Annotated in this window: 13 protein-coding genes; 9 read left to right on the top strand and 4 right to left on the bottom strand. The window is 69.9% G+C overall.

Translation table 11 applies throughout. The features are described from left to right. Positions 1-51 precede the first annotated feature (51 nt). The 5 genes from A176_RS31040 to A176_RS31020 all read left to right on the top strand — a co-directional run bounded on the left by A176_RS31040 (position 52) and on the right by A176_RS31020 (position 8,060). A complete protein-coding gene (locus A176_RS31040) occupies positions 52-780 on the top strand; it encodes a phosphatase PAP2 family protein (protein WP_002636053.1) in 729 nt (242 codons plus the stop codon). 263 nt (positions 781-1,043) lie between these two features. Beyond that, complete coding sequence (locus tag A176_RS31035) at positions 1,044-2,804, top strand: arginase family protein (protein ID WP_002636052.1); 1,761 nt, start codon at positions 1,044-1,046, stop codon at positions 2,802-2,804. Between the two features lie 12 nt (positions 2,805-2,816). After that, positions 2,817-3,476, top strand: a complete 660-nt coding sequence (locus A176_RS31030; protein WP_002636051.1) for an acyltransferase — start codon at positions 2,817-2,819, stop codon at positions 3,474-3,476. 161 nt (positions 3,477-3,637) lie between these two features. After that, positions 3,638-5,809, top strand: coding sequence for an ATP-binding protein (locus tag A176_RS31025; RefSeq protein ID WP_002636050.1), 2,172 nt, complete (start codon positions 3,638-3,640; stop codon positions 5,807-5,809). Positions 5,810-5,999: 190 nt separating this feature from the next. Beyond that, a complete protein-coding gene (locus tag A176_RS31020; RefSeq protein WP_002636048.1) occupies positions 6,000-8,060 on the top strand; it encodes a neutral/alkaline ceramidase in 2,061 nt (686 codons plus the stop codon). A gap of 233 nt (positions 8,061-8,293) precedes the next feature. Here the strand turns inward: A176_RS31020 and A176_RS31015 are convergent, their stop codons facing one another. Then, positions 8,294-8,992: a hypothetical protein gene (locus A176_RS31015; protein ID WP_044890356.1), complete on the bottom strand. Its 699-nt coding sequence runs from the start codon at positions 8,990-8,992 to the stop codon at positions 8,294-8,296. 366 nt (positions 8,993-9,358) lie between these two features. Here A176_RS31015 and A176_RS31010 point away from each other — a divergent pair, with 366 nt between their 5' ends. Continuing rightward, positions 9,359-9,874, top strand: a complete 516-nt coding sequence (locus tag A176_RS31010) for a hypothetical protein (protein WP_002636047.1) — start codon at positions 9,359-9,361, stop codon at positions 9,872-9,874. 177 nt (positions 9,875-10,051) lie between these two features. On the opposite strand, the gene A176_RS31005 is transcribed toward A176_RS31010, so the two are convergent. Both A176_RS31005 and A176_RS31000 read right to left on the bottom strand, forming a co-directional pair. After that, the gene (locus A176_RS31005; protein WP_044890357.1) at positions 10,052-11,461 is read right to left on the bottom strand and encodes a serine/threonine-protein kinase; all 1,410 of its coding nucleotides are present in this window, start codon (positions 11,459-11,461) and stop codon (positions 10,052-10,054) included. A gap of 132 nt (positions 11,462-11,593) precedes the next feature. After that, positions 11,594-12,646 (bottom strand): DNA ligase, encoded by a 1,053-nt coding sequence (locus A176_RS31000; RefSeq protein ID WP_002636045.1) that lies wholly within the window; start codon positions 12,644-12,646, stop codon positions 11,594-11,596. 170 nt (positions 12,647-12,816) lie between these two features. Here A176_RS31000 and A176_RS30995 point away from each other — a divergent pair, with 170 nt between their 5' ends. The 3 genes from A176_RS30995 to A176_RS30985 all read left to right on the top strand — a co-directional run bounded on the left by A176_RS30995 (position 12,817) and on the right by A176_RS30985 (position 15,784). Further along, positions 12,817-13,305, top strand: a complete 489-nt coding sequence (locus A176_RS30995) for a gluconokinase (RefSeq protein ID WP_002636044.1) — start codon at positions 12,817-12,819, stop codon at positions 13,303-13,305. A gap of 126 nt (positions 13,306-13,431) precedes the next feature. Beyond that, the gene (locus tag A176_RS30990; protein ID WP_044890358.1) at positions 13,432-14,067 is read left to right on the top strand and encodes a carbonic anhydrase; all 636 of its coding nucleotides are present in this window, start codon (positions 13,432-13,434) and stop codon (positions 14,065-14,067) included. A gap of 13 nt (positions 14,068-14,080) precedes the next feature. Continuing rightward, positions 14,081-15,784: a dihydroxyacetone kinase family protein gene (locus A176_RS30985; RefSeq protein ID WP_002636042.1), complete on the top strand. Its 1,704-nt coding sequence runs from the start codon at positions 14,081-14,083 to the stop codon at positions 15,782-15,784. Between the two features lie 155 nt (positions 15,785-15,939). Here A176_RS30985 and A176_RS30980 read toward each other — a convergent pair whose 3' ends face one another. Beyond that, positions 15,940-16,752: an oxidoreductase gene (locus tag A176_RS30980; protein WP_002636041.1), complete on the bottom strand. Its 813-nt coding sequence runs from the start codon at positions 16,750-16,752 to the stop codon at positions 15,940-15,942. Between the last annotated feature and the right edge of the window lie 29 nt (positions 16,753-16,781).

The following is a 16,781-nucleotide window of genomic DNA, read 5'->3' as shown; positions in this document are numbered from 1 at the left end:
TTCCGCGTGAGCGTCGCCCCGTTCCGCGCGTGAGTGCATACAGTCACGGACATGTGGCGCAGGCTCTGGCAGTGGATGTCGGGATGGGACGTGGCGGTGACGCGGCTCTTGGGGCTGCTGCTCCTCCTGCTGCTCTGCTGCCTCGGCTTCATCGTCTTGTCCGACGAGGTGCTCGAGGGCGAGACGCAGCAGCTCGATGAACGCGTGCTGCTGGCCCTGCGCAGCCCCGAGGACCCCGCGAGGCCTCGGGGGCCCTGGTGGCTGCGGCGCACGGCGGAGGATGTGACGGCGCTGGGCGGCGTCCCGGTGCTGGCGCTCGTCACGTTGGCGGTGTGCGGCTTCCTGCTGCTGGTGCGGCGCTACCGGACGTTGCTGCTGGTGCTCGGCGCGACGTTGGGCGGCGCGGGACTCAACGTCCTGCTCAAGCAGTTCTTCGCCCGGCCCCGCCCGTCCGTGGTGCCGCACCTCACCGAGGTGATGAGCCAGAGCTTCCCCAGTGGGCACGCGATGCTGTCCGCCACCGTGTACCTCACGCTGGGCGCGCTGCTGGGACAGCTCGCCGAGCGCAAGCGGCTCAAAATCTATGTCCTCGCGGTGTCCCTGCTGCTGCCCTTCCTCGTGGGCCTGACGCGTGTCTATCTGGGCGTGCATTACCCCACGGACGTGCTGGGCGGCTGGGTGGCCGGGTTGGCGTGGGCGCTGCTCATGGCCGTCTGCGCGCGGGCGCTGCGCCGCCGCAGTCCCGCCTTGCGCGCGGAGGCACGGCGCCCGGTGGAGTGAGGTCGCTTCCATCGCGGTGGCGCCGTCGTCGCCGGGCCTCGCGTGTCTTGGGGGCGCTTCGTGGCACAGCGGAGCCGTGATTCCGCCAGCGGCGGGCGGGCCAGGGCGCGCGGTGCCCCTCGTTCCGGTGTCGCGCCGGCTGGCGTGGCGGTCCGCGTCATGACGCTCGACGCCGTTCACTTCGCGAAGCTCACCCGGGCCTCCGAGCCGAGGTGGCTCGTGGCCCCTGGCCCCCAGGGCACCCCCGTGAGAGACATGGGGTCATGAGCCCGCGGGACTGGCTGTCGTGGATGAGGTGGGGCGGCGCCGCGGTGCCCGCCTTCTACGACGAGTCCTACCGCTTGCCGCTCACGGGCATCGAGTCCTCGGTGGGCATCGAGCCCCGCGGCGTGGACTTCACCACCTGGTACCTGTTGGAGGCGCGCGCCCTGCGCTCCCGGGACGTGCACCACCCGCAGCCCGTCGGCTTCGCGGACCTCGCGCGCGTGCATGACGCCGCCTACCTGGAATCGCTCGGCCAGCCCGAGACGCTCGCGCGCATCTTCGCCACCGACCCCGCGGAGATACCGGTGGACGCCCTGCTGTCCAACCTGCGCCGTGTCTGCGGTGGCACGCTGGCCGCCGCGCGGCTCGCGGTGGCGCGAGGTGGCCCGGTGGTGAACATGGCGGGCGGCTTCCACCACGCCGCCCCCGCGCGTGGTGGCGGCTTCTGCGCCGTGAATGACATCGCGGTGGCGCTCGCGGCGCTGCACGCGGACGGCTTCGAGGGGCAGGCCGTGGTGCTGGACTTGGACGCCCACCCGCCCGACGGCACGGCGGAGTGTCTCGCGGGGCAGAAGCGGGCCTGGATTGGCTCGCTGTCTGGCAGTGACTGGGGTGCGCTCGCGCCGGAGGTGGACGAGACGCGCGTCCCCGCGCACACGGATGACCGGACCTACCTGGCCCTGCTCGACGGGCTCCTATCGCGGATGCCCAGGCCCGACGTGGCCTTCGTCATCGCGGGCAGCGACGTGTTGGAAGGCGACCGCTTCGGCCGCGTGGGCCTGTCGCTGGACGGCGCGCGGCGCAGGGACCGTGCCGTGGCGCGCGCGCTGCGGGGCATCCCCAGCGTCTGGCTCCCGGGCGGCGGCTACCACCGCGACGCGTGGAAGGTGTTCGCGGGCACGGTGCTCGTGCTGGCGGGGCAGGGGCGCCGCCGCATCAAGGCCCGGTATGATCCGCTGAGCGCGCGCTACCAGCACATCGCCCGGCTGCTGACGCGTGAAGGCGCCACGCCGCTGGACGAGCCCATCACCCAGGAGGACCTGGAGGGCTCGCTGGGCCTGGGCGGCGGCAGGCTCCAGCCACGGGTGCTGGGCTACTACACGGCGCAGGTGCTGGAGTACGCCTTCTTCCGCTACGGCATCCTCTCCTACGTGGAGCGCCTGGGGTACAGCCGGGTGCGCGTGCAGGTGGGCTCGGTGGGGGAGGGCGACCGCATGGAGGTGCTCGGCAGCGCGGGCGGCCAGGAGCACCTGTTGGTGGACTGTGTCGTGGAGCGCCGCTCACTGGCGGGTGAGCCCTTCCTCTTCGTCAACTGGCTCAGCCTGCGCCACCCGCGCGCCCGCTTTGGCGAGGGCCGTCAGCGGCTCCCGGGGCAGGACGTGCCCGGACTGGGGCTGGCGCGCGAGGCGACGGAGATGCTCCTGCTGATGGCGAAGCGGCTCTCCCTCACGGGCGTGGCCTTCCGGCCCATGTGGTTCCACCTGGCGGCCCTGGCGCGCTTCCGTTTCCGCTTCCTGGACCCGGCGCGGCAGGGGCGCTTCGAGGCCCTGCTGCGGGACTTGAAGCAGGTCCCCGTGCTGGAGGTCTCCCAGGCGTTGGTGGACGGGCAGGTGCGCCTCAACGGCGAGCCCTACACCTGGGAGCCGGGCGACCTGGTGTCACGCCTGGAGCCCACGCAGGAGGACGCGGAGGCCACCGCGCGGGAGCGCGAGCGGTGCCGCTTCACCTGGGAACCCGCACGTCTGGCCACCGGAGCGTGATAGGGAACGGGCGTGGACCTGGACGCGCTTCGCCGTGAGCAGCACAAGCGACGGCTCTCCTGGATGCCGTGGCTCTACTTCGTCCTCAAGCCGCGTCACCGCGGGTGGGCGGAGGCCTGGCAGCGCGAGGTGCAGCAGCACCTGCGCGACATGGAGACGGTGGAAATCGAGGAAGGGTGCTTCATCGCCCCCGAGGCACGCATCTTCGCCGAGCTCGGGCGCACCGTCGTCATCGGCCGGGGGTGCAGCATCGCCGCGGACGTCTTCCTCCATGGCCCCGTGGTGCTGGGGCCGGGGGTGAGCATCAACGCCCGGGCGAGCCTGGACGGCGGCGCGGCGGGCATCCGCATCGGCGAGGGGACTCGCATCGCCACCGGCGCCACCCTCTATGCCTTCGACCATGGAATCGCCCCGGACCGGCCGGTTCGTGACCAGCCCGTGACATCCCGAGGGCTCGTCATCGGCGCGGACGTCTGGGTGGGGGCGAACGCCGGTATCACTGACGGTGTCAGCGTGGGCGACCACGCCGTGGTGGCCATGGGGGCCGTCGTGACGCAGGACGTTCCGGCCTGGGCCATCGTCGCGGGAGTGCCCGCTCGCGTCATTGGCGACCGGCGGGAGCGGCCCCGGACAGGTGCTCCGGGCGGGTGGGAGCCCGGAGACGGAGCGTGAAGTTCTCCCGCCTTCATTGACTTCCAGATATTGACACCCAATATGCTTCGGGCTGACGTCGCCACGGGAGGGGGAACCGCAGGGTCTGGATTCGCTCCCGGCAGCCGCACGTGCTGTCAGGGCCCCGGCCCCTCTCCGTTGAGGCGCTAGGAGGCCGGCAAGTGGCAGACGAGCAGCGGGAAGCGGCAGTCATCGACGCTCCCGAGAAGGCTTCAGGCGTGGTCCCCTCCGGCGAGGGATGCTCCTTGCTGACGCCCATGAAGCCCCAGCCCTCGCTCGCCAGCAGCGCGGTGGAGTCGGAGCGCTTCCATCACCTGTCGGAGCTGTTGCACGAGGTGGTGTTCCAGCTCGACGCGCAGGGGCGGCTCACGCTGCTCGGCGGTGCCTGGGAGCGCCTCACCGGTGTGCCGGTGTCCGTCTGGCAGGGACGTCCGCTGCTGGAGGCCATCCACGCCGAGGACCGGGACTGCGCCCTGGCGGTGTTGTCGGCCGCGCCCGGTGCGCCCGCGCCGCGCCGGGAGGTGCGCGTGGACGTGGGCGGTGGCCAGGGCCTGCGCTGGGTGGAGCTGTCCGCCCGCGCGCTGGCGTCCGTGCCCGGCGAGGTCATGGGCACGCTGCTGGACGTGACGCCGCGGCGCTCCGCCGAGGAGGCTGTCACCACCCGCGAGCGCTACCTGGAAGCCATGGTGCTGGTGCAGCGGCGGATGATGGGCCACGCGCGTCCGGAGGACCTGTACGGCGCCGTCGTCGAGCCGCTGGGCCACGTGTCCGCCGCCAGCCGCGTGTACGTCTTCGAGATGCACACCGGCGAGGACGGCACCCTGCTGGCGTCGCAGCGCGCGGAGTGGGTGGCCCCCGGAGTTCCTCCGAACCTGGAGGACCCCAACATGCACGGCCTGCCCTTCCACGGCTCGCTGCAACCCCACCAGGCCGAGCAGTTGCTCCGGGGCGAGCCCGTGCAGGGCGTGCCCCGCGACTTCACCGACCTGCTGGCGCCCATGCTGGAGGCGCAGGGCGTGCGCTCCGTGCTGCTGCTGCCCCTGCACGTGCATGACCAGCTCTTCGGCGTCATCGGCTTCGACAACTGCCGCGAGCCGAGCCCCTGGGGGCCCATCGAGGTGAACCTGTTGTCGGGCGCCGCGGGCGCGCTGTCGCTTGCGTTGGAGCAGCGCACGGCCAACGCGCTGCGCGTGCGCACGGAGACGACGCTGCGGCGCACCGAGGCCGGCGTCCACCTGCTCATCGAGGCCTTCCCGGACCCGGTGCTGGTGCACGTGGGCGACGGCGTGCTGCTCTCCGTCAACCCGGCGCTGGTGCAGTACCTGGGCTTCCGGGACGCGTCCGAGCTGATGGGCCGCCACATGCTGGACCTGGTCCGCCCCGAGGACCGGGGCGCCGCGCAGCTCCACCTGGGCCAGGCCCTGGAGGGCAAGAGCGCGGCGCGCGTGGTGGAGATGCCGCTGGTGCGCAGCGACGGCGAGGTGGTCATCGCCGACCTGGTGACGCTGGCGGTGGTGCTGGACGGCTCGCCCGCGCGCATCACCGTGGCGCGCGACTTCACCGAGCGCAAGCGCACCCAGGCGCAGTTGATGCTGACCGACCGCATGGCCTCCATGGGCCTTTTGGCCGCCGGCATCGCGCACGAGCTGAACAACCCGCTGGCCTACGTGCTGTCCAACCTGGACTTCTTGCACAGCGCCGTGGGCAGCGGGCGCCCGCGCATGCTGTCGCCGGAGGACATCGTGGAGCTGCGGCAGGTGCTCGACGATGCCCGCGAGGGCGCCGAGCGCATGCGGCAGATTGTCCGCCAGCTCCGCGTCTTCTCACGCGTGGAGGACGGCAAGGAAGAGCCGGTGGACGTCCATCAGGTGCTGGAGTCCGTGTCGCAGATGGCCGCCAGCGTGGTGCGCGCCCGCGCCCGGCTGGTGAAGGACTATGGCGAGGTGCCGCTCGTGCGGGGCAACGAGGGCAAGCTGTTCCAGGTGTTCCTCAACCTCATCATCAACGCGGCGCACGCCATTGAAGAGGGCGCGTCGGAGACGAACGAAATCCGACTCACCACCCGCGTGGAGGTGGGCGGCCGGGTGCTGGTGGTGGTGAGCGACACGGGCCAGGGCATCCCCCCTGAACACCTGCGCCGCATCTTCGACCCCTTCTTCACCACCAAGTCCTCCGGCCTGGGCACCGGCCTGGGGTTGTCCATCTGCGACACCATCGTGACGGCGCTCGGGGGCCATATCTCCGTGGAGTCGTCCGTGGGCGGGGGCACCACCTTCCGCGTGGCCCTCAACGCCTCGCCCCCCAAGGCCCCGGCGAACCGGCCGGGCATGTGAGCGCTGCCTCACCGTTCCGTGGCCACGGCGCACGGGACGTGCGATGCGAGGGCTGCTGTCCGTTCGGGGAACTTCGCGGACTGTAGCCCTCTCGACGGCTCGAGCTTCCGGAACTGCGCGATGGCCCCGGAGCGTTATCCACTTCCATCCCGGGGGTGTGTCTCCCCTGGCGCCTTGGAGGCAGGCCACCATGCGCACCCACTTCATCCGGCGCTCGCTGGCGCTCTTGCTCGTCCTCGCGACGGCGACCGCGGCCCACGGTGCCGGTCAGGCCTGGCGGACCTCTCCGCATCCCGAGGTGGCGGGCCCCGCCTTGTCCGGGGCGTGTGAGGACGCGCGGAATTTCCTCCTCGGGGCGGCCAGCGCCGACATCACCGGCCCCGCCGCCGAGGTGGGGATGATGGGCTACGGCATGGTGGAGCAGCAGACCTCCGGCATCCACCAGCGGCTCCTCTCGCGGGCGTTCGTCATCGCCTCGCCCTGCAACGGCAAGCGCGTGGTCTTCGTCAGCGCCGACCTGGGCATGGTGTTCCAGGCCGTGAAGCAGCAGGTGGTGGAGCGGCTGCGCGCGCGTTACGGCGACCTCTACACCGACGACAACGTGCTCCTCAGCGCCACCCACACCCACTCCGGGCCGGGGGGCTATTCGCACTACACCTTCTACAACCTCACGACGCTGGGCTTCTCGCCGCAGAACTTCGAGGCCATCGTCTCCGGCATCGTCGCCTCCATCGTCCGGGCCCATGAGCGGCTCTCCGAGGGGACGCTGCGCGTGTCCTCTGGGGAGTTGCTGGGCGCGAGCCGCAACCGCTCGCCCGAAGCCTACCTGCTCAACCCGGCCGAGGAGCGCGCCCGGTACGCGCGTGACGTGGACACGCGCATGACGCTGCTGCGCCTCACCCGCGAGGACGGGACGGACCTGGGCTTCATCGACTGGTTCGCCGTGCACGCCACGTCCATGGGCAACGACAACACGCTCATCAGCGGCGACAACAAGGGCCTGGCCTCGTACCTGTCCGAGCAGTCCCACGGGGACGGCTTCGTGGCCGCCTTCGCCAACGCCAACGAGGGGGATGTGACGCCCAACATCCTGGGCGGGACGAACGGCGGCGGCGCCAACGACTTCGAGGACACGTCGATTTCGGCCCGGAAGCAGTACGACTTCGCCGCGAAGCTGTGGGCGGAGGCGGCCACGCCCCTCAAGGGAGGGGTGGACTACCGGCACAGCTACGTGAAGATGGACGCGGTGGATGTGGCGCCTTCGTTCGCGGACGGCACGCCGCGCAGCACCTGTCCGGCCGCCATCGGCGTGTCCATGCTCGCGGGGGCGGAGGACGGTCCTGGCGTGGGGCAGGAGGGCGTCACCTGCTCCGGGACGAGCAATGCCTGGGGGCAGTTCAGTTGCTCGCTCACCACCACGCCGTGCCAGGGCGAGAAGCCCATCGCGTTGGAGACGGGCAGCATGCGGCCCTATCCGTGGACGCCCGAGGTGCTGCCGATGCAGCTCGTCACCATTGGCAACCTGGCGTTGGTGGCGGTGCCCTTCGAGTTGACCACCATGGCCGGCCGCCGCCTGCGCCAGACGGTGGAGACGGCGCTGGCGCCCACGGGCGTGACGGATGTCGTCATCGCGGGGCTGTCGAATGCGTACTCGGGCTACGTGTCCACGCGGGAGGAGTATGCGCGCCAGGATTACGAAGGTGCGTCCACGCACTTCGGGCCCTGGACGCTGGCGGCGCTCCAGCAGTCGTTCGACACGCTGGCCACGTCCCTACGGGACGGCGCGGGCGTGCCGCCTGGGCCCACGCCGAGGGACTTGCGCGGCGAGCAGCTCAGCCTCCAGCCCGGCGTGGTGTTCGACGACAAGCTCCTCTGGGTGGACTTCGGAGAGGTCGTCACCGACGCGAAGGCCGCGTACACGCGCGGCGGTACCGTCAGTGTCACCTTCTGGGGCGGCCATCCGAAGAACGACCTGCGTACGGAGGGCACGCTGCTGCGCGTGCAGCGGCGTGATGCTGGAGGTGGCTGGACGGACGTGGCGACGGACTCGGACTGGTCCACGCGCTACCAGTGGCGGCGCGAGAACTGCGTGCCCACGCTGGCGTGCTCCCACGTCACCGTGACGTGGGACATCCCCGCGGACACGGTGCCCGGCACGTACCGGCTGGTCCACGAGGGCAACTGGAAGTCGGGCTGGGATGGGAACGTGCGGCCCTACTCAGGCGCCTCGCGGGCGTTCACCGTGCGCTGACGTGGCTTGTCGGGCCGAACCTGTTAACGCGAGTTTGACAGTGAGTTCGAGAGATTACTGCGCAGCTTCCTGTGAGGCAGAAAGCCGCGCGGGGTCGTTTATCCAAACGGAGGTAGGCGGGGCCTGCGGCATGGAAGCACCGCGAGGGACGCGCACAGGGTGAGCGGCGTAGGCAACGGTGAGCACCGTAGGCCGCTCGGTCGTCAGTTAGTGGCGATGAAGGACTGGTTGCGTCAGGGGGATTGCGAAAAATAGAAGTAGCGACCGCTGTTAAACTCCCGCTCTCCATCGGTAGACATGAGCATGATCTGGCCGCTGCTCCGTCGCGCACGGATATGGTTTGTGCCATTGCAATGACTTACGAACGCGAGGAAGAGGGCCACCCCGATGGCGCGTGAGTCCGCATGAACCTCGAATGGAATTGGCTCTCCAGTATCCTTGTCGGGCACGGACGAACGTAGCCAGACTGCACCACCGTAGCTGCCAATTTCCCCAACAACGTCCTCGCTGATGTCACGCTCCAGCCAAGTATGGAGCATGCGTGTGAGTGACCCCAATGAATAGGTCCCCTTCTGAAGGGAGCCTCCCCCTTGCCTCTCTATCCCATGTCGGAATGGATGCCGCTCCGCGTGCGCTAGGAGTTGTTTTACTTCCTTTGATTGGACAGAGGAGAGATCTCGCTGCGCCCAGTACGCCACATAGGCAGCACGCTGCTCGTCGGACAGCTCAGAAGAGTCGAGGTCGAGTTCTCGTTCGGACTTGGCGTCGAATTTCGCCAAAGAAAACGTCGCTTGTTTCCCATCCTTGTCGAACGTTACGTTGCTGCCCTTGTCCAGGCCAAGCTCGGCAAGAAGCAAGAGATCAATGCCGTCCTTGAACTTGACGACGAAAGCCAGTTCCATCACCACGTCCTCCTCTTCAGCGACCGTCATTCATCTCATCCTGTAGCCTTGTTGCCACACTCCACTTTGGCACTGTTAGCTGATGATGTCTGGACGCAAATTCTGGGCGATTTCGAACGGTCCTTTGCCGTTCGCACCCACCTTGAACTCTCTCTCCTTCAGTTCGTCATGGCTATCCTGAGATAAGCAGCACGTTGGTTGCGTCGCCCTGATTCCCACTGAACGCGGTTGCCGCACGTCGTCGCTGAAAAGACCTACGCTGCGTTCGTGTAGGTGGACAACATGGATGATCGGGGCTTAGGGCAAAAGTCCTTCGGAGTCAGTGGAACTCAAAGAGACATTCTGCACGATATCGACTCCTGCGGAGCTTCCAATAACGGCGTTACTTGAGGCGCCATGAACCTTGAGCAACTGCGAGAGCATCCGTTCTTCCCCTTCCTGGCTTTCAGAGAAAACGACCTGGAGTTCCTCCTGCTGGAGATGTTTTGGGCCGAGTTCTTTAGGGACTGTCTTGAGAAGCCCGAGCATGTGAAGGACTGGGAGTCGCTGTTCCCCGCCGAGCGAGATGGTGTGCCCATCCTCGTCGTGGCCAATGCCAGTCGCAACCGGGCTGTGCGCATCCACCTACGCCTCAACGCTGGCGACAAGCCGCTCTTTCCCCCTGGGGCTCCGCAGATGCATGGAGAGTACTTTCTGCCCCTCGACCTGTGGCTGGATGAGGTCCGCGACTCCACGGGTACGACGGCATATCCCTCGGTAGTAATCTCCACGGACATGTCCCTTTCCGCGCTGGCCATGACGCGGAAGGTGCTGAATCAGTTTTGCTTGGAGGAAGATCCACAGGGGCCCACTCGGGCCTGGATTGACCAGTACTACGAGGCGCTGGACGCGAACGGCTACCCTGGAAAATGAGTGGCTCTCCCCGCGTGGAATGAGGGGGGAGTGGCGTAGCGTGTTCCGGGCTTCGGCACGGCCGACCTGTGTGTCGAATCCGAAGGCGGGGGCAGCATCCGCCGAATCGAAATCGCGGGTTGATGCGGCGAAGGCCGCTTGAATCGCGGCCCCTCGCTCAAAATGGCGAAAGGCGGGTCAGAGCACCACTTCCGCGCGCATCAGCGTGGAGGCGGGCGTGGTCAGCCGGTGCGGCTGCACGCGGCGGATGAGGTCGCACAGGCGCGCGGAGGGGTTGATGAACTGCACCCCCACGCCCGTGGACAACATGCCCCACGTCTGCGCCTGCGCGGCGTCCACGTGGCGCACCACCTCGCCCGCGCACTCCACCAGCTCGCCGGCCAGCAGCAGCGTGAACTCCAGCCGGTTGAACAGGCGCGGGAAGGGGTCCGCGCAGCACATGAACAGGCCGCCGCGGCTCAGCTCCGTGCACAGCACCTCCACGTCGCCCGCGCCCGAGCGGCGACGCACCCGGGCCACCCACGTCAGGGGCGGCGTGAGGATGTTGGATTCAGTCACGGGACTCTCCGTGTCCAGCCATGCCAGGGACGGAATCGGTGTGTGGCTCATCGGCGGAGGCGTATCCGCCGGCGGCGTGGCCGCGAGCGGCTGGGCGACGGCCAACAGCAGGGCCTCCTTGAACTCCAACGCGGTGGCGTAGCGGTCCTCGCAGCGGCGGGCCAGCGCGCGCAGCAGCACCTCGGAGAGCGCGGGCGGCACCCCCGGCACCAGCAGGTGCGGCGGCGGCGCGCCCACGGGCCCCGTGCCCAGGGCCAGCTCAACCATCTGCCCTCGCTCGAAAGGCAGTTGCCCCGTCGCCAGGTAATAGGCTGTCACCGACAGCGCGTAGATGTCCGCGCGCCCGTCCACCGGCTGCCCCGCGGACTGCTCCGGGGCCATGTACGCGGGCGTACCCAGGATGATGCCCGCCGCCGTCTCGTCGTCCCCGGGATGGGGCCGGCGCGCCTTCGCCACGCCGAAGTCCAGCACGCGCAGCGACGGCGGCTCCCCCGCGTGCCGCACCACGAAGAGGTTGTCCGGCTTCAAGTCCCGGTGCACCACGCCGCACCGGTGCGCCGCCTCCAGCGCGTCACACGCCTGCGCCAGCAGCGTCACCAGCGGCGCGGGCGCCATGGGCCGGGGCAGGTGCGACATGGGCACGCCCTCCAGGTACTCCATGACGAAGTAGTGGATGCCGCCCGGGGCCTCGTTGATGTCGAAGATGTGGACGATGTTCGGATGGCCCACCACGTTGACGGTGCGTGCTTCCGCGTAGAAGCGCGCGCGCAGGCTTTCATCCCGTCCCAGGTGGGGGTGCAGCACCTTCACCGCCACCCGCGCGCCAATGCGCGTCTGCTCGCCCAGGTAGACGGTGCCCATCCCGCCAGTGCCCAACCGGCGGACCAGCCGGTAATGCCCCAGCGTCTGGCCCGTGAGGTCCACGGGAGGCGCTTCCAGGTCGCCGGTGGACAGGTACACCTGCGTCCAGGGCTCGCCGCCACACGCTACATCGCAGGGATGCTCGGTCAGACAGAGCTCGCAGTGCATGGTTCCTGGAAGCAGACACCAGGGCGCGCCTTCCGCGCGCATCACCCCCGCCATGCACCGTCTGTCAGGTGGCAATGCGCCGCCGCTCCGTCGACCAGCGGACCCGCGACTCCTGCCGTGGGACGGCTGGCCTCAGCTCGCGGTGAAAGGCGCGGCGTCGACGCGCACACCCACGTACGACGGGAAGCGCGGGATGCCGTCGTTCGACAGCTCCTGGTAGCGGAAGGTGATGATGGCACCCACGGGGGGCGGCGCCGCGCGCTCCGCGTCCGACAGGCCCGTGCCCACGCTGAAGCGCTTGCCATTGCGCAATTCCACCTCCAGCGCGCCCAGCCGTCCCTTGTGGCGGCCCGCGCCGGCCACGTGGCCCACCACGCGCGCCTCGTCGTCCTTGAAGCTCTTCACCTTGAGCAGGGTGTGCGAGCGGCCCGCCTCGTAACGTGAGCCCGGCTGGCGCAGCATGAGGCCCTCTCCACCCAGGGCCTCCACCCGCGCCAGCTCCTCGCGCAGGTGCGCCGTGCCGCCGCAGCGCGCGTGCTCGTGCCACTTCGCGTACGCGGGACGGGTGTCCTCCATCCACTGGCGGCAGCGCTCCAGCCGCGCTTCGAAGGTGCCCTCGACGCCGGGCGCGTCGAACGCGACGAAGGACAGCTCCTTCCAGTCGTCACTCCGGTCCTGCCGGCGGACGACGCTCACCGTGCGCTGGAAGCGCTTGCGTCCACCGAACAACTCCCCGTCGAGCGGGAAGTCCGGCAGCCCCGCGGTGAACCACTCCGGCGCGAGGAACGGGTTGCCCAACCGGGACCAGAACTGCTTGCCGTCCCAGTACGCGCGCACGCCGTCGAGCTTCTCGCTCATCCACCAGTCCGTGAGGTCCACGTCGTTCTCCCACGACTGGGCCAGCAGGAGGGGCGGGGCCTTCGTGTCGTCGCTGGCCGAGGCGCTCTTCGCCGCGCGAGGGGGCGGCGTGGCGCCACCGGCCGCGTCCGCGCCGATGCGCGCGTTCTCCGCCGCGTCACCGCGCACGCGGCGCAGGTGCTTGCAGGTGCGCCGCTCGATGCCCACCGACTGGTTGCGCCAGGCGGGACATGAGCACGAGTACACGCCGCCGGTGTTCTTGAGGATGTAGGGCTTGGAGCCCGAGCCCTGGACCGAGAGTTGTTCCCCATCCGCGATGTCCGCCATGACCGACCCTCCGTGCCGCATCCCCGCGGCGAATGAGGTGCAGCATACCCCCGAGGTCCGACGTTCCCAGGGCGTGATGCGGTGGTCATTCCGCCGACGGAGGGGTGGCGCGGGGGCCTCGGGCGCCCCACGATGAGGAGGAGACCCCTGAACCAGGAGGAAGCGCCGCAATGGTCGTCATCGTCATGGGGGTGTCCGGAGCGGGGAAGACGACGGTGGGCCGCACCCTGGCGGCCGAGCTGGGCTGGCGCTTCGTGGACGCGGACGACCTGCACCCTCGCTCCAACGTGATGAAGATGGCCGCGGGCGCGCCGCTGACGGACGAGGACCGGGCACCCTGGCTGCGCAAGCTGCGCGACGAGGTGGCCCGGTCGCTGTCGCAGGACGAGGACGTGGTGATGGCGTTCTCCGGCCTCAAGCAGGCCTACCGCACGCTGCTGGAGGAGCTGGACCCGGCGCACGTGAAGTGGATCTTCCTGCACGCACCGCACGAGGTGCTCGCCCGGCGGATTTCACAGCGCCAGGGGCACTTCATGCCGGCGTCCCTTCTGAAGAGTCAGATGGCGACCATGGAGATTCCGTCCCGCGCGGTGAGCGTCGACGTCACGCCGCCGCCAGGGGACATCGTGAGGCGCATTCGTGACGAACTGGGCGTTTGACGCCCGCGACTTCCTCCCGGCGCGAGCTGCCGGGGCACCCCTCGGCTGGCTGGCTGGTGTATAGCAGTCCGTCGGGTTGCCACCTTTTCCCTCTCTCTTGCTCCACACCAATCGAGGACTCGCGACATGACGACAACGCCCCCGATGACCGCCCAGGACGCCCTCGCGCAACTCCGAGAGGGCAACCAACGCTTCGTCCTCAACGTGCGCAGCGTGGAGAACCCGCTCGGCCGGTCCGCCCGGCAGGCGCTGGTGGCGGGGCAGAGTCCGTTCGCCATCATCCTCGCGTGCTCGGACTCACGGGCGCCCGCCGAGTACATCTTCGACCAGGGGCTGGGGGACCTGTTCGTCATCCGCGTGGCGGGCAACGTCGTGGCGCCGTCGCTGGTGGGCAGCGTGGAGTTCGCGGCGGCGAAGTTCGGCACGCGCCTGGCGGTGGTGATGGGGCACTCGCACTGCGGCGCCGTGCAGGCCACGCTGGACTTCGTGCGTGACGGCAAGGGCGCGCCCTCCGACAACATCCGCGACATCGTGGAGCGCTGCCGTGAGCCGGTGACGACGGTGGTGAGCGCCGCCGGGCCCAAGGCGGACGCCGAGTTCCTGATGAAGGAAGCCGTGCGCGCCAACATCCGCAACTCCTGCGACCACCTCCGGCACGGCAGCCGCCTGCTGGAGCAGCTTTGCCAGAACGAAGGCATGCGCATCGTCGGCGCCGAGTACTCGCTGGAGACCGGAGCGGTCGACTTCTTCGACGGCGTCTGAACGAGGAACCCCCATGAAGAAGCTGGTCAACGCCCCGCGAGCGGTGGTGCGGGAGATGCTCGAAGGGCTCGTCGCGCTCGCGCCCGGGCAGGCGCTGCTGGACGGTGAGTCGGTGGTGCTCCGCGCCGACACGCCGGTGGACGCCGCCGCGCGCAAGGTGGCGGTCCTCTCCGGCGGTGGCAGTGGCCATGAGCCCGCGCACGCGGGCTACGTGGGCGCGGGCATGTTGGACGCGGCGGTGGCTGGCGATGTCTTCACCTCTCCCAGCGCCGACGCCGTGTTGGCCGCCCTCCGCGCCGTCGCGGGGCCCGCGGGGGCGTTGCTCGTCGTGAAGAACTACACGGGGGACCGGCTGAACTTCGGGCTCGCCGCCGAACTGGCGCGGGCCGAGGGCATCCCGGTGGAGACCGTGGTGGTGGCGGACGATGTGTCCCTGCACGACACGGTGGAGCCCGCGCGGCGCCGGGGCATCGCGGGCACGGTGTTGGTGCACAAGGTCGCGGGCGCGGCGGCCGCGGCGGGGGCATCCCTTCAGGATGTGGCCCGCGAGGCCCGCGAGGCGGCGGAGGCGCTGGGCACCATGGGCGTGGCCCTGGGGCCTTGCACCGTGCCCGCGGCGGGCAAGCCCGGCTTCACGCTGGGCGAGGACGAAATCGAGCTGGGCCTGGGCATCCACGGTGAGCAGGGCGTGCGGCGCGTGCCGATGCGGTCCGCGGACAGTCTGGTGGATACGTTGCTCACCACCATCGTCGAGGACCGGCGCATCAGCGCTGGAGACCGCGTGGTGTTGCTCGTCAATGGCCTGGGGGGCACGCCGCCCATGGAGCTGGCCATCGTCGCGCGGCATGCGCTGACCGTGCTCCGCCAGGGGGGCATCCGCGTGGAGCGCGCCTGGAGCGGGACGTTCCTCTCCGCGCTGGAGATGCCCGGGTGTTCGTTGTCGTTGCTGAAGGTGGATGACGCGCGGCTGGCTCGGCTGGACGCGGCGGCGGAGGCACCGGCGTGGCCTGGGGCAGGGAGGTTGCCGCAAGCGCCTCGTGTGCAGAAACGGCCCGAGTCGCCTGAATCGGCAGAGGCATCCGCGGTGGAGACACCGCTGCCAGGGATGGACCGCGTCCGACAGGCGGCGCTGCGGGTGGCCGAGGCGTTCGAGGTGTCGGAGTCTCGGCTGACGGCGCTCGACAGCGCGGCGGGGGATGGTGACCTGGGCCTCAGCTTGGTGCGTGGCGCCGAGGCGATTCGCGCCCTGCCGGACGCCTCGTGGACAAACCCTTCTCGTGCGCTGACGGCGCTGGGCAATGCCTTGCGGCGCAGCATTGGTGGCAGCTCGGGGCCCTTCTACGCGACGGCGCTGCTGCGTGCCGCGCGCCGGTTGGCGGAGGGCCCCGTGGATGCCTCTGCGTGGGCGGAGGCGTTCGACGTGGCCGTCAGCGCCGTGTCGGAGCTGGGTGGGGCACGGCCGGGAGATCGCACCATGCTGGACGCGCTGCGGCCCGCCGCGGATGCCTTCGCGAAGGCGGTGCGGGAAGGGAAGTCACCGCGCGAGGCCTGGGGGGCCGCGGTCCAAGCGGCCGAGGCGGGCGCGGAGGCGACGTCCCAGATGCAGCCGCGCCTGGGCCGTGCCAGCTACCTGGGCGCGCGGGCCGTCGGTGTGCCGGACGCGGGTGCCGCCGCCGTGGTCATCTGGATGAAGGCGCTGACCCCCGCGCTCGGCTGAGCCTCGCTGGGTAGGGGAGAGGGACACCGGCTCCGTCAGGCAGAGGTGCGGCAGTGTCTGATGGGACGCTGCCGCTGCCTTGCTGGTGTGCTCGGCGAATCATCGCGGCTCGGTGGCTGTGCCTCCGTGCCTCCGTGCCGAGCTGGTCGGCGGACTCAGGAGACAAAGTCCGTGGACAGGGACATCGCGCGGTGGGCGGCCAGCTCACGGGCGACGAAGGCGTTCTTGTCCTCGATGCTCTTCACCGTGTCGCTGCCCAGGGCCAGGCGCAGCGGCGGGCGCTCCATCTTCGCCAGCTCGAGCAGGGCGGTCGCGAGCTTCGACGGGTCGCCGGGCTGCTGGTGATTGAGCTCGGTGGCGCGTGCCCGCGTGACGCCGACGGTGTCCGCGTAGTCGGGGATGCTGTTCGCGGCGCGGGTGAGCGACGCCGCGTCCAGGAAGTCCGTGCGGAAGTAGCCGGGCTCCACGACGGTGACGTGGATGCCCAGCGGCGCCAGCTCCTGGTGCAGCGCCTCGCTCAGTCCCTCCACGGCGAACTTCGTGGAGCAGTACACGCCCCAGCCCGCGCCGGACTGGTAGCCGCCGATGGACGACAGGTTGATGATGTGCCCGGAGCGTTGCTGACGCATGACGGGAAGCACCGCGCGCGTGACGGCGAGCAGCCCGAAGACGTTCGTGCGGTACACCTTCTCGACTTCGTCGGCGCTCGCCTCCTCGACGCCGCCGAGCAGTCCGATGCCCGCGTTGTTCACGAGCACGTCGATGCGGCCGGCGCTGGCCACGATGCCGCGGGCCTCCGCCTCGTCGGTGACGTCCAGCTTCGCCAACGTCAGCCTCGGGTGGTCCGCCAGGGGGATGCTCCGGGGATTGCGCGCCGTGGCGATGACACGGTCACCCGCGTCGAGCGCCGCCTGCGCGATGAGAACGCCGAAACCACGGGATGCACCAGTGATGAGCCAGGTCTTCATGGGGTGTGTTCCTCTTCAGCGGGTGACAC

Source organism: Myxococcus hansupus, from assembly GCF_000280925.3.
In the GTDB taxonomy this organism is placed as follows: Bacteria; Myxococcota; Myxococcia; order Myxococcales; family Myxococcaceae; genus Myxococcus; species Myxococcus hansupus.
This window is presented reverse-complemented; position numbering and strand designations above follow the sequence as displayed.

What these genes read in the sequence shown, in the direction of transcription:
- A176_RS31040 (WP_002636053.1), top strand. Translation starts at nt 52, where the DNA reads ATGTGGCGCAGGCTCTGGCAGTGGATGTCGGGATGGGACGTGGCGGTG.
- A176_RS31035 (WP_002636052.1), top strand. Translation starts at nt 1,044, where the DNA reads ATGAGCCCGCGGGACTGGCTGTCGTGGATGAGGTGGGGCGGCGCCGCG.
- A176_RS31020 (WP_002636048.1), top strand. Translation starts at nt 6,000, where the DNA reads ATGCGCACCCACTTCATCCGGCGCTCGCTGGCGCTCTTGCTCGTCCTC.
- A176_RS31015 (WP_044890356.1), bottom strand. Translation starts at nt 8,992, where the DNA reads ATGACGGTCGCTGAAGAGGAGGACGTGGTGATGGAACTGGCTTTCGTC.
- A176_RS31010 (WP_002636047.1), top strand. Translation starts at nt 9,359, where the DNA reads ATGAACCTTGAGCAACTGCGAGAGCATCCGTTCTTCCCCTTCCTGGCT.
- A176_RS31005 (WP_044890357.1), bottom strand. Translation starts at nt 11,461, where the DNA reads ATGCACTGCGAGCTCTGTCTGACCGAGCATCCCTGCGATGTAGCGTGT.
- A176_RS31000 (WP_002636045.1), bottom strand. Translation starts at nt 12,646, where the DNA reads ATGGCGGACATCGCGGATGGGGAACAACTCTCGGTCCAGGGCTCGGGC.
- A176_RS30995 (WP_002636044.1), top strand. Translation starts at nt 12,817, where the DNA reads ATGGTCGTCATCGTCATGGGGGTGTCCGGAGCGGGGAAGACGACGGTG.
- A176_RS30990 (WP_044890358.1), top strand. Translation starts at nt 13,432, where the DNA reads ATGACGACAACGCCCCCGATGACCGCCCAGGACGCCCTCGCGCAACTC.
- A176_RS30985 (WP_002636042.1), top strand. Translation starts at nt 14,081, where the DNA reads ATGAAGAAGCTGGTCAACGCCCCGCGAGCGGTGGTGCGGGAGATGCTC.
- A176_RS30980 (WP_002636041.1), bottom strand. Translation starts at nt 16,752, where the DNA reads ATGAAGACCTGGCTCATCACTGGTGCATCCCGTGGTTTCGGCGTTCTC.